The 21,487-nt window shown below is 72.2% G+C and carries 21 protein-coding genes; 11 read left to right on the plus strand and 10 right to left on the minus strand.

All coding sequences use genetic code 11. The annotated features are described in order from the left end of the window. Positions 1–17: 17 nt before the first annotated feature. The 3 genes from ypfJ to QQX10_RS12590 form a co-directional block, all read right to left on the minus strand. Positions 18–914 (minus strand): KPN_02809 family neutral zinc metallopeptidase, encoded by an 897-nt coding sequence (gene ypfJ / locus QQX10_RS12580; protein ID WP_301121642.1) that lies wholly within the window; start codon positions 912–914, stop codon positions 18–20. 82 nt (positions 915–996) lie between these two features. Beyond that, complete coding sequence (locus tag QQX10_RS12585) at positions 997–1,944, minus strand: CbiQ family ECF transporter T component (RefSeq protein WP_301121636.1); 948 nt, start codon at positions 1,942–1,944, stop codon at positions 997–999. After that, complete coding sequence (locus QQX10_RS12590; protein ID WP_301121634.1) at positions 1,941–2,648, minus strand: energy-coupling factor ABC transporter ATP-binding protein; 708 nt, start codon at positions 2,646–2,648, stop codon at positions 1,941–1,943. The genes QQX10_RS12585 and QQX10_RS12590 overlap by 4 nt, the downstream gene beginning before the upstream one ends. A gap of 99 nt (positions 2,649–2,747) precedes the next feature. Between QQX10_RS12590 and QQX10_RS12595 the strand changes: the two genes are divergently transcribed. Further along, complete coding sequence (locus QQX10_RS12595) at positions 2,748–3,560, plus strand: alpha/beta fold hydrolase (protein ID WP_301121632.1); 813 nt, start codon at positions 2,748–2,750, stop codon at positions 3,558–3,560. Positions 3,561–3,564: 4 nt separating this feature from the next. On the opposite strand, the gene QQX10_RS12600 is transcribed toward QQX10_RS12595, so the two are convergent. Beyond that, the gene (locus tag QQX10_RS12600) at positions 3,565–4,248 is read right to left on the minus strand and encodes a biotin transporter BioY (protein WP_301121630.1); all 684 of its coding nucleotides are present in this window, start codon (positions 4,246–4,248) and stop codon (positions 3,565–3,567) included. Positions 4,249–4,379: 131 nt separating this feature from the next. On the opposite strand from QQX10_RS12600, the gene QQX10_RS12605 reads away from it, so the two are divergent. Next, positions 4,380–5,978, plus strand: coding sequence for an ABC-F family ATP-binding cassette domain-containing protein (locus QQX10_RS12605; RefSeq protein ID WP_301121628.1), 1,599 nt, complete (start codon positions 4,380–4,382; stop codon positions 5,976–5,978). 3 nt (positions 5,979–5,981) lie between these two features. Here QQX10_RS12605 and QQX10_RS12610 read toward each other — a convergent pair whose 3' ends face one another. Together QQX10_RS12610 and QQX10_RS12615 are read right to left on the minus strand one after the other, a co-directional pair. After that, positions 5,982–6,911 (minus strand): alpha/beta fold hydrolase, encoded by a 930-nt coding sequence (locus tag QQX10_RS12610; RefSeq protein ID WP_301121626.1) that lies wholly within the window; start codon positions 6,909–6,911, stop codon positions 5,982–5,984. Positions 6,912–6,950: 39 nt separating this feature from the next. Continuing rightward, positions 6,951–7,805, minus strand: a complete 855-nt coding sequence (locus QQX10_RS12615) for an SURF1 family protein (RefSeq protein ID WP_301121623.1) — start codon at positions 7,803–7,805, stop codon at positions 6,951–6,953. A gap of 126 nt (positions 7,806–7,931) precedes the next feature. On the opposite strand from QQX10_RS12615, the gene fabG reads away from it, so the two are divergent. From fabG to QQX10_RS12635, 4 genes are read left to right on the plus strand one after another with little or no spacing between them, the layout of a single operon-like run. Further along, positions 7,932–8,636, plus strand: coding sequence for a 3-oxoacyl-ACP reductase FabG (fabG, locus tag QQX10_RS12620; RefSeq protein WP_301121621.1), 705 nt, complete (start codon positions 7,932–7,934; stop codon positions 8,634–8,636). Positions 8,637–8,669: 33 nt separating this feature from the next. Then, positions 8,670–9,437, plus strand: a complete 768-nt coding sequence (gene fabI, locus QQX10_RS12625) for an enoyl-ACP reductase FabI (protein ID WP_301121619.1) — start codon at positions 8,670–8,672, stop codon at positions 9,435–9,437. A 4-nt stretch (positions 9,438–9,441) separates the two neighbouring features. Then, positions 9,442–9,954 carry a SixA phosphatase family protein gene (locus QQX10_RS12630; RefSeq protein ID WP_301121617.1) on the plus strand — a complete coding sequence of 171 codons (513 nt, stop codon included), beginning with the start codon at positions 9,442–9,444 and terminating at the stop codon, positions 9,952–9,954. Then, positions 9,951–10,907: a glycoside hydrolase family 88 protein gene (locus QQX10_RS12635; protein ID WP_301121615.1), complete on the plus strand. Its 957-nt coding sequence runs from the start codon at positions 9,951–9,953 to the stop codon at positions 10,905–10,907. The genes QQX10_RS12630 and QQX10_RS12635 overlap by 4 nt, the downstream gene beginning before the upstream one ends. An 18-nt stretch (positions 10,908–10,925) precedes the next feature. Here QQX10_RS12635 and serB read toward each other — a convergent pair whose 3' ends face one another. After that, positions 10,926–11,573: a phosphoserine phosphatase SerB gene (gene serB / locus QQX10_RS12640; protein WP_301121613.1), complete on the minus strand. Its 648-nt coding sequence runs from the start codon at positions 11,571–11,573 to the stop codon at positions 10,926–10,928. Next, positions 11,570–12,811, minus strand: a complete 1,242-nt coding sequence (gene glgC, locus QQX10_RS12645; RefSeq protein WP_301121606.1) for a glucose-1-phosphate adenylyltransferase — start codon at positions 12,809–12,811, stop codon at positions 11,570–11,572. Before glgC ends, serB begins: the two co-directional genes overlap by 4 nt. Positions 12,812–12,882: 71 nt before the next feature. On the opposite strand from glgC, the gene glgA reads away from it, so the two are divergent. The 4 genes from glgA (at position 12,883) to QQX10_RS12665 (ending at position 16,505) form a co-directional block, all read left to right on the plus strand. Further along, positions 12,883–14,085, plus strand: a complete 1,203-nt coding sequence (gene glgA / locus QQX10_RS12650; RefSeq protein WP_301121604.1) for a glycogen synthase — start codon at positions 12,883–12,885, stop codon at positions 14,083–14,085. 11 nt (positions 14,086–14,096) lie between these two features. Beyond that, positions 14,097–14,882, plus strand: a complete 786-nt coding sequence (locus QQX10_RS12655) for an ABC transporter ATP-binding protein (protein WP_301121602.1) — start codon at positions 14,097–14,099, stop codon at positions 14,880–14,882. Positions 14,883–14,977: 95 nt separating this feature from the next. Next, positions 14,978–15,418, plus strand: a complete 441-nt coding sequence (locus QQX10_RS12660) for an NfeD family protein (protein ID WP_301121600.1) — start codon at positions 14,978–14,980, stop codon at positions 15,416–15,418. 1 nt (position 15,419) lies between these two features. Next, complete coding sequence (locus QQX10_RS12665; RefSeq protein WP_301121598.1) at positions 15,420–16,505, plus strand: SPFH domain-containing protein; 1,086 nt, start codon at positions 15,420–15,422, stop codon at positions 16,503–16,505. Between the two features lie 84 nt (positions 16,506–16,589). Here the strand turns inward: QQX10_RS12665 and QQX10_RS12670 are convergent, their stop codons facing one another. Next, entirely contained in the window at positions 16,590–17,609 is a 1,020-nt protein-coding gene (locus QQX10_RS12670) for a DUF2157 domain-containing protein (RefSeq protein WP_301121596.1), read from the minus strand. A gap of 105 nt (positions 17,610–17,714) precedes the next feature. Between QQX10_RS12670 and QQX10_RS12675 the strand changes: the two genes are divergently transcribed. Beyond that, the gene (locus tag QQX10_RS12675) at positions 17,715–18,515 is read left to right on the plus strand and encodes a TrmH family RNA methyltransferase (RefSeq protein WP_301121594.1); all 801 of its coding nucleotides are present in this window, start codon (positions 17,715–17,717) and stop codon (positions 18,513–18,515) included. Between the two features lie 3 nt (positions 18,516–18,518). On the opposite strand, the gene QQX10_RS12680 is transcribed toward QQX10_RS12675, so the two are convergent. Beyond that, complete coding sequence (locus tag QQX10_RS12680; protein ID WP_301121587.1) at positions 18,519–21,233, minus strand: alpha-amylase family glycosyl hydrolase; 2,715 nt, start codon at positions 21,231–21,233, stop codon at positions 18,519–18,521. Positions 21,234–21,487: the final 254 nt, after the last annotated feature.

The raw sequence follows: 21,487 nt of genomic DNA on the forward strand, positions 1-21,487 counted from the left end.
TCGGGCCCGACACCGGCTCAGCCGTCCGTGACGCCGAACGCGTCGCACGCGGCGAGGGTGCCGTTGCGATAGCCGGCCGCGAACGCGTCGGCGCGCTGCTCGGCGCTGCCGTGCGTGAAGGTGTGCGGGTCCGCCTCGCCGCCCGAGGCCTCCTGGATGCGGTCGTCGCCCACCGCCGCGGCGGCGGAGAGCGCGTCGTCGAGGTCCTGCTGCGTGAGAGGCGCGAGGTACGGGGTGCCCGACGCGTCCGGCACGGTGGCCGCGTGCCCCGCCCACACCCCCGCGAGGCAGTCGGCCATCAGCTCGACCTTGACGGAGTCGGAGTCCTCGCCGGTGCCCGTCCGGTCGGCGACGTCGAACACGCCCACGAGGTTCTCGATGTGGTGACCGTACTCGTGCGCCATCACGTACATCTCCGCGAGCGGGCCGCCGCTCGCGCCGAAGTCGGTCGCGAGCACGTCGAAGAAGCTCACGTCCAGGTAGATGGTCTGGTCGGGCGGGCAGTAGAACGGCCCCGTGGCGGACGATGCGGTGCCGCAGCCTGACTGCGTGGCCTGGTCGAACAGGACGATGCCGGGGTAGGCGAAGTCGACGCCCGCGGCGGGCAGCGCCTCGGCCCAGTACGCGTCGAGCGAGTTCACCGTGCCGACCATGCGGCAGTCGGTGTAGTCGTTGGCGTCGGCGCCCGTCTGGCAGCGGTCGGCGAGGTCCTGCTGCGCGGTGTCGTCGACGGGGGCGCTGCCGGTGCCGCCCATGAGCGCGCCCAGGTCGCTCGGGTTGCCGCCCAGGAACATGTACAGCAGCACGATCGCGAGGCCCCCGATGCCGCCTCCGATCGCGAGCCCGCCCTTGGCGCTCCGTCCGCGCGAGCCGACGCGGCCGGGATCGAGCCGAGAGCCCTCGTTGAACGTCATCGCCCCACCTCCACCGACCCCAACGCTAGCGGGGTGCTCAGGCTTCCGGAGGAGCGAGGTCGAACGGGTGCGCCGGTCGGACCTAGCGCAGCCCGCGACGGCGCTGGCGGCGCGAGGGCAGCCCCACGATGTCCTCGAAGGACGTGCCGGTGCTGTCGGCAGGGTCCTCCGCGACCTCGGGCTCGGCGGGGTCGTCTGACGCCTCCGGCTCGGGGGCGGCGTCCGTCACGGGCTCGGGCTCGTCCGTGGGCTCGGGCGCCGCGACCGCGGCGTCGGCGTCCTCCGCGACCACCGCATCGTCCTGCTGCCGGACCTCGATCTCGCCCGACGCCTCGCGGACGGGCGGCTCCGCGAGGCCGCGGGCGGCGAGCGCGTCGTGCCGGATGTCCGACTCGGCGACCTCGCGCTCGATGCGCTTGGTGCGCCCGTGCTCGGCGATGCCGCGCGCGTGCAGGGCCTGCCCCAGCTGCAGGGCGAAGCCGACGGTGCGGGACGCCGAGGGGATGAGGATCGCGCGCAGGTTGCGGTCCATGCCGCGGGCGCGGGCGGCGACGCGCGCCTCGACCAGGATGCGCGCGGCCTCCGGGATCGCGCGCAGGGCGAGCGCGACCATGAGGCCCAGCGTCTCGGGCGGCAGGATCCACCGCAGCGGCTTCGCGAGGGTGACGACGAGGTCCATCATCGCCTCCATCGAGGTCGACGAGGTGATCGCGAGCGCCAGCGCCGAGATCGCGATCAGATCGCCCGCGAGGTCGAGCGCGCGGACGTAGTCGCCCAGCCAGATCTGGAAACCGGCCGTCAGGATCGCGACCACCGTGATCGCGAGCATGCCCTTGAGGGTCGCCTTGAGCGGGGGCTTGGTCGACGCGAGCAGCAGGAGGCACGCGGCGGTGATGCCGATGCTCGTGACCGGGTCCGAGATCACCATGCAGCTGATGGTGATCCCCAGCAGGAAGAGCATCTTGGCCCACGCCGGGGTCAGATGCATCGGCGTGCGTCGGGGTCGGTAGAGCCCGAGCAGCGAGATCACGCGGTGGCCCCCTGCGAGGCGCGACCGAACATGAGGTCGCGGTAGATCTTGACGGCCTCCTTGGGGTCGCCGTCGAAGACCACCTGCCCGAGGTCGATCACGAGCGTGCGCTCCGCGCGTGCCGCCGAGTCCAGGTCGTGGGTGACCTCGATGACCTGGAGCGGGAGGGAGCGCAGCAGCGCGCCCACGTGCGCGCGCCAGCGCAGGTCGAGCAGCGTGGTCGGCTCGTCGGCCACCAGGATCGACGGCGTGCAGGCGAGCACGCCCGCGAGCGCCAGCAGCTGGCGCTGCCCGCCCGAGAGAGCGTTGACGGAGACGTCGGCCTTGGACGCCAGACCGATCTCCTTGAGAGCCGAGAGCGCCGCCTCGTCGCGCTCCTTGCGGTTCTTGATCACCCGACGCAGGGAGAGCGCGACGTCCTCGATGCCGGTGGGCATGATGAGCTGGTTGGACGCGTCGGTGAACAGGTAGCCCACCTTGCGGCGGACGGCGGCGCCCTGCTTCTGGGTGTCGAGGCCGTCGACCTCGACGGAACCGCTCACCGGCAGCACCAGCCCGTTGATCAGCCGCGCGAGGGTCGACTTGCCGGACCCGTTCGCGCCGATGATGGAGATGCGGTCCTCGGTGAGCGTCAGCGAGGTCGGCTCGAGGATCGGCACCCCGGAATCGGGCGCGACGACGGCCGCCTCCTTGAACTCGATCATGGGGTCAAGGGTAAGCGGTGCGCCTCGCGAACCCGTAACCGGGGCGAGCATGCCCCGACCGTGGTAGACCTGGGGAACCGGACGCGACGGGGGGTCGCCATGGCAACGATGCTGATGCCCGACGGCCTGGGTCTGCACTACGAGATCTTCGGAGACGGTCCGCCGCTGGTGCTCGTCCACGGCGGCTGGAGCGACGTGTCGACGTGGCTGATGGTCAGGGAGCTCCTCGCGGAGCGCTTCACCGTGGTGATGTACGACCGCCGCGCGCACGGCGCGAGCGGCCCGCACGACGCCCCGCGGAGCGTGGCCGCGGATCTTGTGGATCTCGCCTACCTGATCGCGTCGCTGGGCGTCGGGCCCGTCGGCCTCTGCGGGTTCTCGCACGGCGCGCTCATCGCCCTGCGCCTCGCCGTCCGGCACCCGGACATGGTGGTCGGCGTGATCGGGCATGAGCCGGCGGCCCTCGGCGTCCTCGCCGCGAGCCGCGAGCACGACGCCGTCCGCATCCGCGACGCGGCGGAGCTGGCGGAGGTCCGCAGGCTTCTCGAGTCCGGCGCGCACGCACGCGCCGCCGAGCGCTTCGTCGATCGCGTGGCGTTCGACCCCGGCGTGTGGGCCTCCCTGCCGCCGGAGGAGCAGGTGCGGTTCGCCGCGCACGGTCCGACGTTCCTGTCCGATCTCCGGGACGACGAGGCCTTCACCCTCGAGCTCAGATCGATCGCGGCCCTCGAGGTGCCTCGAACCCTCACCTTCGGGGGTCGGAGCAGGCCGGTCTTCGGCGCCATCGGCGAGGTGCTCGCACCGGTTCTCCCGGCCGGGACCATCCGTCGCGTCGACCAGTGGGGTCACGTGCCCCACATCAGCCACCCCGACGAGTACGTCGACGTGGTGAGCGACCTCCTCGCCGCGTGACCGTTCAGGCGGCGGCGCGCTCCTCCTGCGCCTCCGGGGTCCCGGCGGCCCTCACCGCGGTGCGGGCGGCACCCAGCAGCCCCGGGTACGCGCGGTGGATGGTCGCGGCGACGATCCCGGCGAAGACCACCTTGAGGAGGTCGCCCGGCAGGAACGGGATCACGCCGGCGGTGAGCGCCGAGACGCACTCCTTGTCGAAGATGCCGGAGCAGCCCTCGCCGGGGAGCAGCGGCATGCCGGTGCGGACGGCGAGCCACGGGGCGCCGACGGCGTAGACCACCGGGATCGAGATCAGGCCGGCGATGATCAGCCACAGCGTGGACGACGCGCGGGAGGCGAGGCGTCCCGTCCGGGCGAGGAGCTGGGCGGCGCCGCCGACCACCAGCGCGGCGGCGGCGAACCCGACCAGGTAGCCGCCGGTGGGTCCGGTGAGGATCGCCAGGCCCGAGGTGTGGTTCGCGAACACCGGCAGCCCCATCAGCCCCATCGCGAGGTAGAGCACCACGGAGGCGAAGGCGCGCCACGCGCCGAGCACCAGGCCGGCGAGCACGATCGCGAACGTCTGCAGCGTGATCGGCACCCCGCCGAGCAGCTCGACGCCCGGCACGAGCGTCGAGGCGGCGATGAAGGCGGCGAAGACGGCGATCAGCGCGATCGACTGGCCGGTCATGTGGCGGTTCTGCGGCATGGGGACCCCCTGGGATAATGGACGCGGTCACCCTATCCGGCAACGAATGCCCTGGTCCGCGGCATGTGCCCGGATGCAGAAACGTTGTCGGTTCCCTACAGACACGGTGACATCGACCCCGAGGAGACTGTGTGATCATCGCCAAGGATCTGGAGATCCGCATCGGCGCCCGCGTGCTGCTGCACCCCGCGTCGTTCCAGATCGGCCCCGGCGACCGCGTGGGCCTGGTCGGCCGCAACGGCGCCGGCAAGACCACGATGACCCGCCTGCTCGCGGGCGAGGGGCAGCCCACGGGCGGCAAGGTCACCCACAAGGGATCGATCGGCTACCTGCCTCAGGATCCGCGCGAGGGCGAGCCCACCCAGCGCGCGCTCGACCGGATCCTCTCCGTGCGCGACCTCGCCTCGATCCTCACCAAGCTCCGTGAGGCGGAGGAGGGCATGGCGAGCCCCGACGTGGCGGTGATGGAGAAGGCGATGAACGCCTACCCGCGCCTCGAGGAGCGCTTCCGCGCCGCCGGCGGCTACGCCGCGGAGTCCGAGGCGCAGCGGATCGCCGCGAACCTCGGTCTCGACGAGCGCATCCTGTCGCAGCCGCTGGGGACCCTGTCGGGTGGCCAGCGCCGCCGCGTCGAGCTGGCCCGCATCCTCTTCTCCGACGCGGAGACGCTGCTGCTCGACGAGCCGACCAACCACCTCGACGCCGACTCGATCGTGTGGCTCCGCGGATTCCTCGCCGCGTTCCCCGGCGGGCTGGTGGTGATCTCGCACGACGTCGAGCTGCTGCGCGCCTCCGTCACCCGGGTGTTCCACCTGGACGCGAACCGAGGCGAGCTCGACCAGTACGCCCTGGGCTGGGACCTGTACCTCAAGCAGCGCGAGACCGACGAGAAGCGCCGTCGTCGCGAGCGCGACAACGCGGAGAAGAAGGCCGCGGCGCTGATGGCGCAGGCCGCCAAGATGAAGGCCACCGCCACCAAGGCCGTCGCCGCGCAGAACATGGCCAAGCGCGCCGAGCGGATGCTCTCCGGCGTCGAGAGCGAGCGGGTGCAGGATCGTGTGGCCGCGCTGCGCTTCCCGACCCCCGCGGCGTGCGGCAAGACGCCGCTGCGTGCGTCCGAGCTGTCGAAGTCCTACGGCTCGCTCGAGGTGTTCACCGACGTCGAGCTCGCGATCGACCGCGGCTCGCGCGTCGTGGTGCTGGGCCTCAACGGCGCCGGCAAGACCACGCTGCTGCGCCTGCTCGGCGGGGTCGAGGACCCCGACACCGGCCAGGTCGAGCCGGGGCACGGCCTCAAGCTCGGGTACTACGCGCAGGAGCACGACACGCTCGACATGGACGCCACGGTGCTCGAGAACCTGCGGCACGCCGCGCCGGATCTCGACGACACCGCCGTCCGCAACGTGCTCGGCTCCTTCCTGTTCATCGGCGACGACGCGTACAAGCCGGCGCGGGTGCTCTCCGGCGGTGAGAAGACCCGCCTGGCGCTCGCGACGCTGGTGGTGTCCCAGGCGAACGTGCTCCTGCTCGACGAGCCGACCAACAACCTCGATCCGGCCTCGCGCGCCGAGATCCTGCGCGCGCTGCGGACCTACGAGGGCGCGGTGGTGCTCGTCACGCACGACGAGGGCGCGGTCGAGGCGCTCGAGCCCGAGCGCGTGCTGCTGCTGCCCGACGCTGTCGAGGACCTGTACAACGAGTCCTATCGGGAGCTGATCTCGCTCGCGTGAGGCTCAGCCCGACGGGTGCGAGCGGACCCAGTCGAGGGCGAACGCCTGCTGGGCCGCGGCGTCGTCGCTGACCCACAGCGCGTGATGGGAGCCCTGGGGGATCACCCGGAGCTCGGCGTCGGGGATCCGCGCCGCGGCGCGCTCGGCGTGCGCGACTCCGAGGGGTTCCGCGCCTCCGTGGATCACGAGCGTCGGGCAGCCGACCGACGCGAGCGGCGGATCCTCGAGCACGTCCCATGCCTCGAAGGCATCGAGCCGTGCGCCGGGGAAGCGCTCGGGGCTGCGCACGGTGCGCCGGCCCCAGACCGACGTGACGTAGGCGGCGCGGGAGGGGTCGGCGGCGACCCTGCGGGCGAGCCGCTCGACCACCGTCTCCCCGAGCGTGCTGTCGTCGCCGATCATCCGGCGCGCCGCGTCCTCGACCGAGCTCCCCAGCAGCGCGCGGTCCCGCCTCATGAGCATGGCCAGCATGGGGCGTGTCATCGCGACCCGCAGCACGCCGGGGCTCACCCCGATGTCGGGCGCGGTCGGGGTGGAGATCAGCACGAGCGACGTGACGCGGTCGGGGTGGCGGGCCGCGAGCTCGTAGCCCACGATCCCTCCCGCGCAGTGCCCGACGACCGCGCACGAGTCGATCGCCAGCGCGTCGAGCAGCGCCGCCATGCGGTCCGCCTGGCGAGCCGGGTCCCCGCCGGTGCCCGCCGGGGTGCCGAGGTACCCGGGGCGCGAGGGCGCGATCACCCTCCATCCGTTGCTCCAGAACGCGGCCGCCATGCCCAGTCCGGTGTCCCAGCCCCCCATCGCGGGGTGGAGGCTCAACAGCACCGGGCCGTCGCCCGCCTCCGCGTGCTCGACCGGGCCGAGCGGCGTCTCGGCGGTCCGCGCGCGTCCGGACACCCGCAGGGTCATCTCGGCGATGTCGGGAGCACGCATGGGTCGCCTCTCAGCTGGCGGGGGACGTGACGGACACCGTCAGGCTATGCCGTCCGGCCCCTGCAGCGCGTCCTCGATCTCCTCGTCGGACGGACCCGACCGACGGCGCGGCGCCCGCCGCACCCGAGACGCGGTGGCGACCGGAGCGCCGTCGCCGGACAGCGTCCACTCGCGTCGCGCCAGCAGGACGCCGCCGACCGGTGCGATGACGGCGAAGGCGAACCACTGCCACGTGTACGCGAGATGCGGACCCAGGCTCAGCTCGGGCAGCGGCACCTGCCCGGCGCCGTAGTGATCGACGCAGCCGTCGTCCGCGCACGCCTCGCGGAGCACGGCGTACGCGTCGTACGGGTCGCCGGCGGGGGCGGGCACCTGGGTCGGGACGATGCGGGTGGCGCCCGAGTCGCGGCGCCCGTCGTCGGCCTCGAACGCACGGGCGACCGCGGTCACCGTGACGGACCCGTCGGGCAGGGCGGGCGCCGCCAGGTCCTCGGTGGGGCCGGGCACCGGCACGTAGCCGAGGTTGACCAGCAGCGAGCGTCCGTCGTCGGTGTCGAGCCACACGAGCAGCTGGTACACGCGCTCGCGGTCGATCGGCCGGTTGCGCAGGAGCGTGAGGGAGGCGGTGTCGAAGGTGCCCGTCGCTGTGATCCGGCGCCATTCGTCGTCGGCGAGGGAGCCGTCGGACGCCGCCTCGGACGCCGCGACCGGCGCGAGCTGCGAGTTCTCGTCGAACAGCGCGATCGCGGTCGCTCTCGCCTCGTGGCGGCCCAGCTGCCAGAACCCCGCCCGGACCGCGACGGCCGAGATCAGCAGGGATGCCAGGACGATCGCGACCACCACCAGAGCCCGGCGCGCGCGCGAACGCGTCGGAACGGCGGGGGAGTCGGGCACGCTCCCGATGCTAGTCGCGCCCCGAGCGGCGCAGGTCCCGCCGTCGTGGGAACCGCCAAAGTCCCGGCGGCATCGTTGGCGCGCCCGGCGCGGCTCCAGCGTGCGGCGTCCGCTACCGTCGTGACCATGAGCCGTCACGTCCTTGTCACCGGCGCCAACCGCGGCATCGGTCGAGCCATCGCCGAGGCGTTCGTCGCCAACGGCGACACCGTGTCCACCATCTACCGCAGCGGAGACCTGCCCGAGGGCGTCACCGGCGCGATCGCCGACGTGACCGACACCGACGCGGTGAACGCCGCGTTCGACGAGCTCGAGGCGCAGCACGGTCGCGTGCGCGTCCTGATCGCCAACGCGGGCATCACGCGCGACGGGCTCCTGATGCGCATGTCCGACGCGGACTTCGAGACCGTCCTCGACGTCAACCTCACCGGCACGTTCCGCTGCGTCCGCCGCGCGGTCAACTCGATGATGCGCGAGAAGTACGGCCGGATCGTCCTCATCGGCTCCGTCGTGGGCCTGATGGGCAACCCCGGCCAGGTGAACTACTCGGCGTCCAAGTCGGCGCTGGTCGGCATGGCGCGGTCCGTCACCCGCGAGGTCGGGTCGCGCGGCATCACCGCGAACGTGGTCGCCCCGGGCTTCATCACCACGGACATGACGGCGGAGCTGGGCGAGGACACCGTCAAGCAGTACGCCGCGACCATCCCGGCCAAGCGCTTCGGCGGCACCGATGAGGTCGCCGCCGCCGCCCTCTACCTCGCGTCCGACGCCGCGGGCTACGTCTCGGGTGCCGTGCTGCCCGTCGACGGCGGCCTCGGCATGGGCCACTGACACCCCGCATCGTCCCCCTCTAGGAGCACACTCATGGGCATTCTCGAAGGCAAGAACATCCTGGTCACCGGCGTCCTCACCGAGGGCTCGATCGCGTTCGAGGTGGCGCGCCTCAGCCAGGAGCAGGGCGCGACCGTGGTCCTCACGGGGGTCGGCAGGTCGCTGAAGATCACGCAGGCCATGGGCCGCCGCCTCCCCGTCGAGGCGAAGGTGGTCGAGCTCGACGTCACCGACCCGGAGCACCTCGCCGCGCTGCCCGACGCCGTGCGCGAGCACGTCCCGCACCTCGACGGCGTGGTCCACTCGATCGGCTTCGCCCCGCAGACCGTCATGGGTGGCAACTTCATGACCGGCGAATGGGACGATGTCGCGACCGCGATGCACATCTCCGCCTACTCGCTCAAGGCGCTCGCGGCGGCGACCGCGCCGCTCATGCCGAACGGCGGGTCCATCGTCGGCCTCACCTTCGACGGGCGCTTCGCCTGGCCCGTGTACGACTGGATGGGCGTCGCCAAGGCGGCCTTCGAGGCGGTCAACCGGTACGTGGCCCGTGACCTGGGGCCGCAGGGCATCCGCTGCAACGTGGTCTCGGCGGGCCCGATCAAGACCACCGCCGCGCGCCACATCCCCGGGTTCGACCAGATGGAGGGTGGCTGGTCCGCCCGCGCACCGCTCGGGTGGGACTCGGAGGACACCGAGCCGACCGCCCGCGCCGTGACCGCCCTGCTCTCCGAATGGTTCCCCGCCACCACGGGCGAGATGATCCACGTGGACGGCGGCGTCCACGCCATGGGACAGTGACCCCGTGCCTACGCTGATCATCGCCCGCCACGCCAAGGCCGAGGCCCCCGCGGCCGGCCTCTCCGACGCCGACCGCGCCCTCGAGCTGATCGGTCGCAAGGCCTCGACCCGGCTCGGCCAGGTGGCCGCACGCGCGGGCATCAACCCGGACCTCGCGCTCATCTCTCCCGCGCTGCGGACGCAGCAGACGTGGAACCTGATGGCGGGCGCGTTCTCGGGCGTCGAGGAGCGCGTGGTCGAGGACCTGTACGAGACCCACGTCGCCGGCATGGTCGAGATCCTGCAGGAGCTCGGCGAGGTCGAGACCGTGGTGATGGTCGGCCATGAGCCGACGTCCTCCGCGCTCGCCGCTCACCTTGCTGGTCCGGGCTCGGACAAGACCTCCCTGCAGCGCGTCGCGCATGGCCTTCCCACCGGCACGGCCGCGGTGATCGACCTCGAGTGCGACTGGGCGTCGGTCGGCTCTCGCTGCGGCCGTCTGGTGACGGTGCTGTCGGGCCGCGACGTCGAGGAGTGAGCGCTCCGCTCGACTCGATCGACACGGGAGCGCTCTGGCGCGCGCTGCTGTCGATGCAGCGGTTCGCCTGGGAGCAGGGCGTCGCGTCGCACGCCGCGATCGACGCAGGCGACCTCGACCTGGCCCGGCTGCTCGCGCGCGACGCGGTAGCGCGTGCCGACGCGGACGGTCAGCTGGGCGGGATGGACGATGCGGGTGCCGTCAACTCCGGCGCCCTTCTCGAGGCGGCGCTGCTGCTCGGGCGTGACGATCCGGCGGCGGCCGCGGCGGCGCAGCGGCAGCGCTGGTGGCTGCTGCGGTTCTCGCCGCGCGACGACTGGGGCGTGCTGCACCATCTGCGCGGCTCCTCCGAGGTGTGGGCCGACTCCGTGTACATGGTGGTGCCCGCGCTGGTCGCCTCCGGGGACCTCGCGCCCGCCGACATGCAGTACCGGATGCACCGCGAGCAGCTATGGGACCAGGCCAGCGGGCTCTACCGGCACCGCTTCGACATGGCGTCCCGCGCGTTCACGCGGGACGCCCTCTGGGCGAGCGGCAACGGCTGGGTCGCCGCCGGCCTGGCGCGGGCGCTCCACCTGGGCGTCGACGCCGACACGGTGCGTGAGCGCTGGGAACGGGAGACGCGGGAGCTGATCGATGCGTGCGCGGCGGTCGCGTCCGTCGACGGCCGCTTCCACGACGTGCTCGACGACCCCTCGACGTTCACGGATGGCTGCGCCGGGCTGATGCTCGCGTACGCCGCGTTCACGGGCGTCGCCGACGGGTGGCTCCCGGCGGAGTACGCCGAGGCGGGGGAGCGGTGGGCCGCGGCCGCCCTGACCCGCACCGACGACGCCGGCCTCGTCCGAGACGTCTGCGGCGCGCCGTCGTTCGACGCGCCAGGCACCAGCGCGGAGGCGCAGGCGTTCGCGGTCCTCGCGCTCAGCGCGAGGGCGCGGGCCCGGGCGGCCTGAACGCCCGCATCGTCCGCGTCAGGACGCCGCGACCACCCGCGGGACGCCCAGGACCTCGAGCGCCTCGTCCAGGCCGGCGCCGTTGAGCGCCACGTCCGCCTGCGCCTGCACCACGGGCTTGGCGTGCCACGCGATGCTGAGACCCGCGACGTCCATCATGCCCAGATCGTTGGCGCCGTCGCCGATCGCGACCGCGTCCTCCAGCGGGCAGCCCACCTCGGCGGCGTAGTCGCGCAGCGCCTGCGCCTTCGCCTCCCGGTCGATCACCGGGCCGATGGTGCGGCCGGTGAGCCGCCCGTCGGCCACCTCGAGCCGGTTCGCGCGGAACCGGGTGATGCCGAGCCGGGCGGCCAAGGAGGACACGACCTCGGTGAAGCCGCCGGAGACGAGCGCGACCTCCCATCCGGAGGCCTGGAGGCTGCGGATCAGCGTCTCGACTCCGGGCGTCAGCTCGACCTCCGCGACCACCTCCCCGAACACGGTGTCGGGCACCCCCGCGAGGGTGGCGACACGCTCGCCGAGGGACGCGGAGAAGTCGAGCTCGCCGCGCATGGCGCGCTCGGTGATGCGGGCCACCTCCTCGCGCGTTCCCGCGCGTTCGGCGATGAGCTCGATGACCTCGGCGGTGATCAGGGTGGAGTCGACGTCGAGGACGCAGAGCCTCATGCGGTGACGACCGTGCCCTTCGACACCACCGTGACGCCGCTCTCCGTGACGGTGAAGCCGCGGGCGAGGTCGGCCTCCTTGTCGATGCCCACGCGGGCCCCGTCCATGACCTCGACGTTCTTGTCGAGGATGGCGCGATGCACCTGGGCGTGCCGGTGGATCTGGACGCCGTCGAGCAGCACCGAGTCCGACACGGTCGACCACGAGTGCAGGCGCACGCCAGGCGACAGCACCGAGCCGGTGACGGTCGCGCCGGAGACGATCACCCCGGGGGAGACGATCGAGTCGGCGGCGTGGCCCAGGCGGCCCTCCTCCGAGTGGATGAACTTGGCGGGAGGGTTGGTGATGAGCCCCTGGTGGAGCGGCCACTCGTAGTTGTACACGTTGAACACCGGCTGGACCGCGATGAGGTCCATGTGGGCGTCGTAGTACATGTCGAGCGTCCCCACGTCGCGCCAGTAGTCGCGGTCGCGGTCGGTCGAGCCCGGGACGTCGTTGCGGATGAAGTCGTAGAAGCCGCACGTGCCCTTGTCGACGAAGTAGGGGACGATGTCGCCGCCCATGTCGTGCTTCGACGACGGGTCCTCGGCGTCGGCCGTGAGCGCCTCGAGCAGCGCGTCGGCGTTCGCGACGTAGTTGCCCATCGAGGCGAGGATCTCGTCCGGGCTGTCCGGCAGGCCCTCCGGGTCCTTGGGCTTCTCGAGGAACGCGCGGATCCGGTCCGGCGTCGCGGGGTCGATGTCGATGACGCCGAACTGGTCCGCGAGCGAGATCGGCTGGCGGATGCCCGCCACCGTGAAGTCGGCGCCCGACTCGATGTGGGCGTCGACCATCTGCGAGAAGTCCATGCGGTACACGTGGTCGGCGCCTACGATCACGACGATGTCCGGCTTCTCGTCCTCGATGATGTTGACGGTCTGGTAGATCGCGTCGGCCGAGCCGAGGTACCAGTGCGGGCCGCGACGCTGCTGCGCGGGGACCGGAGCGACGTAGTTGCCCAGCAGCGGCGACATGCGCCACGTCCGGGCGATGTGGCGGTCGAGCGAATGCGACTTGTACTGCGTCAGCACCACCACATGCAGGTAGCGGGAGTTCACCAGGTTGCTCAGTGCGAAGTCGATGAGCCGGTAGGTCCCTCCGAAGGGGACGGCGGGCTTCGCACGGGCCGCGGTGAGGGGCATCAGACGCTTGCCCTCACCTCCTGCAAGGACGATGGCGAGAACTTTCGGCGCTGACATATGTCCAGCATAGGGGGCGACGCGGCCGCGTGGGGAGGTCACGACGCAGGAAGTGCCGCTAGCGTGGGAGCATGCGCGTCGACATCCTCACCCGCGAGTACCCCCCTCACATCTACGGTGGCGCCGGAGTCCACGTCACGGAGCTCGCCGCAGTGCTCCGTGCGCACCTCGACGTCCGCGTGCGCGCCTTCGACGGTCCGCGCGACGAACCCGGAGTGACCGGGTACGACGCCCTGGGCGGCGGCGTGGGCGACGCGTCGCTCGACGTCCTCGCCCACAACCTGCCCATGGCGAAGGACTGCGCGGGGGCCGACCTGGTCCACTCGCACACCTGGTACGCGAACATGGCGGGCCATCTCGCGGCGCGCCTGCACGGCATCCCGCACGTGCTCTCGGCCCACTCGCTCGAGCCGCTGCGCCCGTGGAAGGCGGAGCAGCTGGGCGGTGGCTACCGCGTGTCCAGCTGGATCGAGAAGACGGCATACGAGGCTGCCGACGCGGTGATCGCGGTGTCCGACGGGATGCGCAAGGACGTGCTCCGGTGCTACCCCGACATCGACCCCGCCAAGGTGCAGGTGGTCCACAACGGCATCGATGTGGCGTCCTGGGCGGCCCCGTCGACCGACGAGGCGCGCGCCGCGGCCGACGCCGTGGTCGCCGAGCACGGGATCGATCCGACGCGCCCGGCGATCGTCTTCGTGGGCCGCATCACCCGTCAGAAGGGCCTGCCGTACTTCCTCAAGGCCGTCGAGCGCCTGCCCAAGGACATCCAGGTGGTGCTGTGCGCGGGCGCGCCCGACACCAAGGAGATCGCGGCGGAGGTCGCGGGCGCGGTCGAGCGGCTCCAGGCCGAGCGCGACGGGGTGATCTGGATCGAGAAGATGCTTCCGCGCCCCGAGCTGATCGCCGTGCTCGACGCGTGCACGGCGTTCGTGTGCCCCTCGGTCTACGAGCCGCTGGGCATCGTCAACCTCGAGGCCATGGCGGTGGGGCTGCCGGTGGTCGCGACCGCGACCGGCGGCATCCCCGAGGTGGTCGTGCCCGGGGAGACCGGCACGCTGGTGCCGATCGACCAGGTGCAGGACGGCACCGGGACGCCGACCGACCCGGAGGGCTTCGCGTCCGATCTGGCGGAGGCGCTCACCGCGATGGTCTCCGATGCGGCGCGAGCGAAGGTCATGGGGGAGGCCGGTCGCATCCGAGCCGCGGAGGAGTTCTCGTGGGGGGCGATCGGCGAGCGCACCCTCGACGTCTACCGCTCGATCCTTCGCTAGGCTCGGCGTCCATGAGTGAGGTGCTCGCGTTCGAGGGCGTGTCGGTGCGCCGTGGCGACAAGGACATCCTGAGCGATGTGACATGGACCGTCGCCGATGAGGACCGGTGGGTGGTGCTCGGGCCGAACGGCGCCGGCAAGACGACGCTGATGTCGATCGCCGCCGGCCGGCTGCACCCGACGGGCGGCACCGTCGATGTGCTGGGCGAGCGCCTGGGACGCACGGACCTGCGGGAGCTCCACGTGCGCGTGGGCCTGTCCTCGGTCGCCCTGGCGGATCACATCCCCGCGCGCGAGACCGTCAAGAACGTGGTGATGACGGCGTCGCAGGGCACCATGGGCCGCTGGAACGAGGACTACGAGTCGCTCGACGAGGACCGCGCCGACGCCCTCCTGTGGGCGTTCGGCATGGCCGGCTTCGCGGACCGGGAGTTCGGCACGCTGAGCGAGGGCGAGCGCAAGCGCACGCAGGTGGCGCGGGCGCTCATGGCGGACCCGGAGCTGCTGCTGCTCGACGAGCCCGCCGCGGGTCTCGACCTCGGCGGACGTGAGGAGCTGCTGCTCGCGCTCACCGAGCTCGCGGGGGATCGGCGGTCGCCCGCGATCGTCATGGTCACCCACCACGTCGAGGAGATCCCGGTGGGGTTCACGCACGCGCTGCTGCTGCGTGACGGCGGCGTCGTCGCCGCCGGACCGATCGACCGGACCCTCACGGCGCAGGCCCTGTCGGACACGTTCGGCATGCCCATCGCGCTCGCCGTCGACGGCGGCCGCTACTCGGCGCGTCGCGCCTCGTAATCCCCGATTCCACCCGGGGGATGAGGGGTATCGTCCCGAGGGACGATGCCGGGGTCGGGGCGCGCTGATAGCGTGCTGGTGAAAGGGGGAACACCATGCAGTTCCTGTACTGGTTCATCGGCGCGATGGTGCTCGGTGCGGTCGAGATCTTCACCCTCGACCTGACGTTCGCGATGCTCGCCGGCGGTGCGATCGCCGGAGGCGTGGTCGCCCTCCTGGGCGGCCCGTGGTGGCTCGCGATGTTCGTCGCGATCGGGGTCTCGGCGCTGCTGCTGTTCGGCCTGCGCCCGTTCCTCCTGCGCAGCCTGCGCCTCAAGGGCGAGGCCGAGCCGCAGACCAATGCGAAGGCGCTCGTGGGGCGCGCCGCGCGGACCATCGACTCCGTCTCCGAGTCGGGTGGACGCGTGAAGCTCAACGGTGAGGTGTGGTCCGCGCGCACCGAGGAGGACGCCCCGTCCATCCCCGAGGGGGCCGAGGTGCGCGTGGTCAGGATCGAGGGCGCGACGGCGATCGTCGAGCCGGAAAGTGAGGCATGACATGGAGTTCGACATCGTTCAGGTGGTGCTGATCGTCGCGTTGGTCGTCTTCGCGATCTTCGTCATCACGGCGATCGCACGGTCGATCGTGGTGGTCCAGCAGACGCAGGCGTACCTGGTCGAGCGGCTCGGCCGGTACCACGCGACCATGGACGCGGGCCTGCACCTGCTGGTCCCGTTCATCGACAAGGTGCGCGCGAAGGTGGACCTGCGTGAGCTGGTGTACTCGTTCCCGCCGCAGTCGGTGATCACCTCCGACAACCTGGTGGTCGACATCGACACCGTCATCTACTTCCAGGTCACCGACCCGAAGTCGGCGGTGTACGAGATCGCGAACTACATCACCGGTGTCGAGCAGCTCACCACGACCACGCTGCGCAACATCGTCGGCACCATGGACCTCGAGCAGACCCTCACGAGCCGCGACCAGATCAACGGTCAGCTCCGCGGCGTCCTCGACGAGGCGACCGGCAAGTGGGGGATCCGCGTCAACCGCGTGGAGCTCAAGTCGATCGAGCCACCGCTGTCGATCAAGGACTCGATGGAGAAGCAGATGCGCGCCGAGCGTGATCGCCGCGCCGCGATCCTGACCGCGGAGGGCGTCAAGCAGTCCGCCATCCTGACCGCGGAGGGCGAGAAGCAGTCCGCGATCCTGACGGCCGAGGGCGAGGCCCAGTCCCGCATCCTGAAGGCCGAGGGTGAGGCGCGCGCGATCCTGCAGGTGTTCGACGCGATCCACGAGGGCGACGCCGACAGCAAGCTGCTGTCCTACCAGTACCTGCAGATGCTGCCCGAGGTGGCCAAGGCGAACAACAACCAGATGTGGTTCGTCCCCACGGAGTTCACGGGCGCGCTCAAGGCGGTGGCGGCGGGGTTCGGCCTCACGGACGAGGCGGAGCCGCTGGAGCGGGACCCCGAGAAGGCCAAGACGCGCGCGTCGCGCATCACGTCGGCCCTCGCCGACCCCCGCGCGGCGCTCGAGGAGGCGCGTCGTCAGGCCGAGGGCTTCGCGGCCGAGGCCGACCAGGCCGGCTCCGGCTCCGGCCGTCCGTTCAACCCGGACGCGGAGAAGGGCCAGCAGCCCTGACCCACCCGACAGGCCCCTCAGGAGCGATCCTGGGGGGCCTGCGGCGCGTCCGGGCGCCGATGTGACGGCATCGGCGCGGCGCGCCTATGCGTGGCCGGCGAGGGGGCGCCCCCGGCCACGCACCATCCGGATGGCCACCGCGACCAGCGCGACGCCGGTGACCAGCACGCCGCCCCACACCGCGAGGGTGTCGCCCCAGAGGCGCGAGATGAGCATCGGGATGCCCTGCATCACGCCGATCGCTCCGGGGATGATGAGCAGCACCAGCGGCCGCCTGAGCGCCGCGACCGCGACCATCCCGACTGCGAGCGCCACCTGCAGCGCCAGCATCCAGGTGCCCGTGCCGTCGTCGAACGCGGCGTTCTGCAGGCCTTGCGTCGCGAGCAGGCCGCCGCCGATCAGCGCGACCCCGGCCGGAGCCAGCCGACCGACCATGGCGAGCCCGACCCATGCGAGGCCCAGCGCGGTCCACGCCAGGGCGAGCGGAACCGACGACCGGCCGTCGCTAGGGGCGAGCACCACGGCGAGCAGCGCCGCGAGCGTGCCCAGCGCGGCGAGCTGCGCGAGCGCCTTGCGCCGCCAGGCGTAGATCCCTCCTGCCACGACCGTCATGGCTCCGGTGATCGCGATCAGTCCCGGCCGCTCCTCCAGGCCGATCGCCTGGTCGGCGATCACCCAGGTCAGCCAGCCGGTCAGCCCGACGGTCGCGAGCAGCAGCACGGAGGCGAGCCGCTGCGCGGGGCCGGCGGCCGACCGCGCCGCGAGCGCTCCGGCCACCGCGACGAGCGCGGTGAGCGGCGCGACGATCCCGATCCGGCCGACCGTGGGGATGTCGCCCCAGGTCCTGCCCAGCAGGAACGAGACGGCGACGATGATCAGCACGGCCCCGAGGTAGCCGACGATCTCCCCGACGAGCGCGAGCGGGCGCGCCTGCTCCGATGCGGCGGGGACGTCGACCGGCACCGGCGAGGCGGCCTCCTGCGTCGGTGCGGGACCGGGGGGCGCCAGGTGATCATGCTCGTAGCGGTGGAGCTCGGCCGCGGTTCCCGGGCTCACGAGCCCGGCCTCGACCCACTCGTCGATCCGCACATCGATGCCGTTCATGGTCGCCTCCCTTCGGCGACGCGACGGACCCCGTCGGTACTTCCAGGCTACGCCCGTGCGGCACGTGGCACCCGGTGCTCGATGCGCGGCTGGGATGATGGCCGCATGCCCGTGATCACCGTCACCGACCCCGCGGATCCCCGCCTCGCCGACTACCGCGACCTCACCGACGTGGCGCTGCGCCGCGCGCTCGAGCCCGCGCGCGGGCTGTACATGGCCGAGGGGGCCAAGGTGATCTCTCGGGCCGTGGCGGCGGGGCATCGTCCCCGGTCGGTCCTGGTCAGCGAGCGATGGCTCGACTCCGTCGCCTCGAGCGTGGACGGCGACGTGCCGGTCTATCTCGGGCCCGCGACGCTCCTCGAGGCCGTCACGGGCTACCAGGTGCACCGGGGGGCGTTGGCCTCGATGGAGCGACCGGCGCTGCCGGCCCTCGCGGACCTCGCGCGGGACGCTCGGCGGATCGTGGTCCTCGAGGGGATCGTCGACCACACCAACGTGGGGGCGATCTTCCGCTCCGCCGCGGGTGTCGGAGCCGACGCCGTGATCGTGTCGCCCACGTGCGCCGATCCCCTGTACCGCCGGTCGGTCAAGGTGTCGATGGGTACCGTCTTCCAGGTCCCCTGGACCCGCGCCGAGTCCTGGCCCGGGTCTCTCGACGTGCTGCGCGAGCTCGGCTTCCAGGTCGCGGGCCTGGCGCTCAGGGACGATGCGGTGCCGCTGGACGAGTTCGCGGCGCGCGCCGGTGAGCGGGTCGCGATCGTGATGGGGACCGAGGGCGACGGGCTGACACGGGAGGCCCTCGCGCACGTGGACCACGCCGTGGTGATCCCCATGCACGGGGGAGTGGACTCGCTCAACGTCGCCGCCGCCTCGGCGGTAGCCATGTGGGAGCTGCGCGTCCGCTGACGGCTACCCGACCTCCGCCGTGGTGAGGTGCGTGATCGGGTCGTAGGTGAACGTCACGGTCGCGGGCGCGTCGAGCTCCAGCACCATGTTCGGGCCGTCGCCGACGCCGCCGTCGCCGTAGTTCTCGTCCCACGCGCCGTCGATCGCGACCTTGTACTCGTGGCGGCCCGCAGGCAGGTCCACCGTGATGCGCCAGGTGGAGGCGGCCTCGTCGAACGTCATGACCGCGGCCTCGCAGTCGGGCTGCCACCACTCGGCGCAGCCCATCAGCTCGTTGAAGCTCCCGGGCAGCGACGGTGTGCCCGCGCCGGCGGAGCCCGCCGCCTTGAGGGCGAGCGTCGAGGACTCGACCGTCGCGGCGCCCTGCGTCGCCCGCGCGCGGTACAGCACGTCGGCTCCGGCCTCCACCGCCGCCAGGTCGTCCACCACGCCGTACACGGGAGCCGTGGTGTCGGTGCCCACCTCGGTCCACCCGCCGGAGCCGACCTTGCGCTCGATCACCACGGAGGTGTCCGCGCGGGCCGGGGCGACGGTGGCGCTGATCAGCGGGTCCACCCCGACGGAGTCTCCGGCCGCGAGGTCGAGCGTCACCGTCGGGTCGGGCACGGTCTGCACGACCGTGCCGCTGCGCGACTCGTGCCCGAGCCCGTCGGACGCCACCGCGACGTACTCGACCTCCTCGCCCGGCGCGAGGTCCGAGACCACGTCCATCACCTGGTACGGCGCCGCATCGTCCGTGCCCAGGTGCTCCCAGGACCCTCCCGCCGCACGCGCCCAGAAGGACACCTCGGCGTAGCAGTCGCAGTCGACGCTCGCGCTCGCTCCGAGCCGTCCGGGGTCGCTCTCACCGGCGGTCTCCACCGCGCCCGCCGCGAGCGTGACGCCGATGTCGGAGCCCTCCACCATCGTGGAATCGGCCTGATAGACCAGCGTCCCGAACGCGGGAACCGTCACCATGACCACGCCCTCGTCGTCGGCGACCACCGCATCGTCCCCCTCGCCGACGAGGCGGGTGAAGCCGCCTCGCGTCCACGTCGGGATCTCGACGGCCCGCGGCTCGGCCGCGCTGTTGACGGCCACCACGACCTCGCGGCGCTCCTCGCGGTCGATCCGGGAGAACGCGTAGACGCCGCGGGCGTCCTCCGCGACGCGGGTGATCTGCGCGCCGGTCGTGAGCGCGGGCGTGGACGTGCGCAGCGCGGACAGCTCGGCGATCCACCGGTAGAGGGGCTGCGCGGTGTCGAGGACGGGGTCGGCGAGCGTGGCGCTCGATCCGATCAGCGTGTCGTCCAGGTACTCCGGGATGGAGGTGCCGAACAGGGGCTGGCGTGCGGCCTTGTCACCGCCCTCGCCCGTGAGGCCCTGCTCGTCGCCGTAGTAGACGATCGGGTTGCCGCGGGACAGGAGGAGCAGCGCGTGCGCGAGCTCGTCGCGCGCGAGCAGCTCGGCGGCGTCGGCCGCGGGATTGTCCTCGAGCAGCATCGATCCGAAGCGGCCCATGTCGTGGTTGCCCAGGAAGGTCGGGAGCTGGGTCGCGCTCGAGTCCGCGTCGGTGTACCAGTCGTCGGCGGCGAAGAACGTGGCGAGGTCCGTCGCCCGGCCGCTTCCGGACGCGAACGCGCGGGCCGCGCCCTGGAACGGGAAGTCGAGCACCGCCTGCAGCCCCACCTCGGTGGTGTATCGGGAGGTGAAGGCGCGGGAGCCGTCGTAGACCTCGCCGAACACGAAGAAGTCGTCCTTGCCCTTGTCCCGGGCGGCCTCGAGCACGCCGGGGATGAAGGACTCCCAGAAGGCGTCGTCGACGTGGCGGACGGTGTCGATGCGGTAGCCGTCGATGCCCGCGTCGATCCAGTCGGCGTAGATCGCTGTCATGCCGTCGACCACCTGGGGATTCTCGGTCCAGAGGTCGTCGAGCCCGAAGAAGTCGCCGTACTGAGAGTCCTCGCCGGTGAAGGTGGTGTTGCCGCGGTTGTGATACATCGTGACGTCGTTGAGCCAGGCCGGGGACTTGGCCTCCTCCTCGCCCGCGGCGAGCACGGGCGCATGGGGGAAGGACGATGCGGTGACCTCCGGGAAGCCGCCGGTCGCCGCCGCCGCGGTGTCGTCGAACGCCTCGCCGTCCGCATCGACGTACGGCTGCGCGTCCTTCGCGACGTAGGGGAGGCGGTCGCCGCCCTCGTATCCGATCACGTCCGCGGTGTGGTTGGTGATGATGTCGAGGAAGACCTTCATGCCGCGCTCGTGCGCGGCGTCGACCAGGCTGTCGAGGGCCTCGTCCCCGCCCAGGTGCGGGTCGACCGAGGTGAAGTCGGTGATCCAGTAGCCGTGGTAGCCGGCGGAGGAGTCCTCGGGCTGGACCGCCTTGTTGGTGAGCACCGGTGAGATCCACACGCCGGTGACGCCGAGGCCCTGGAGGTAGTCGAGCTGCTGCTCGACCCCCGCGAGGTCGCCTCCCTGGTAGAAGCCCGCGTCGGTCGGGTCGAAGCCGCTCACCAGCGGGTCGTCGCCCAGGCCGCCGGTGTTGTTCCCGGGGTCGCCGTCCGCGAAGCGGTCGGCCATGAGGAAGTAGAGCACCTGGTCGGACGACGCGGCGCGCGCCGGGGCGACCGCGTGCGGGCTCTCGCCGCGGGTGGCGAGGTGGACGGCGACGGCGGCGCCGGCGAGCAGGAGCGCGGCGGCGGCGCCGCCGATCCAACGGGTGCGGGTGGACATCGTCATCGATGCATCCTCCTGGTCGGGGCGGTGGCCCGCGGGAACGTCGGGGTGGCGACGGTGCGCGGTGCCCGTCGCCCGGCGGGGACGGGGTGCGTGCATGCAAGCGCTTGCACCATTGCCATGAAGAGTCATCTTAGGCCCTTTTTCGCGCGCCGCGCGCCGGGGCTCCGGCGCGGAACGAGGCACCTTGCCGATGTCGGAGGTCGGGTTCATAATCGACCATACGTTCGAACAGGTGTTCGAATCGACCTCCGCTC

It is taken from the genome of Demequina lignilytica (assembly GCF_030418305.1).
Lineage (GTDB): Bacteria > Actinomycetota > Actinomycetes > Actinomycetales > Demequinaceae > Demequina > Demequina lignilytica.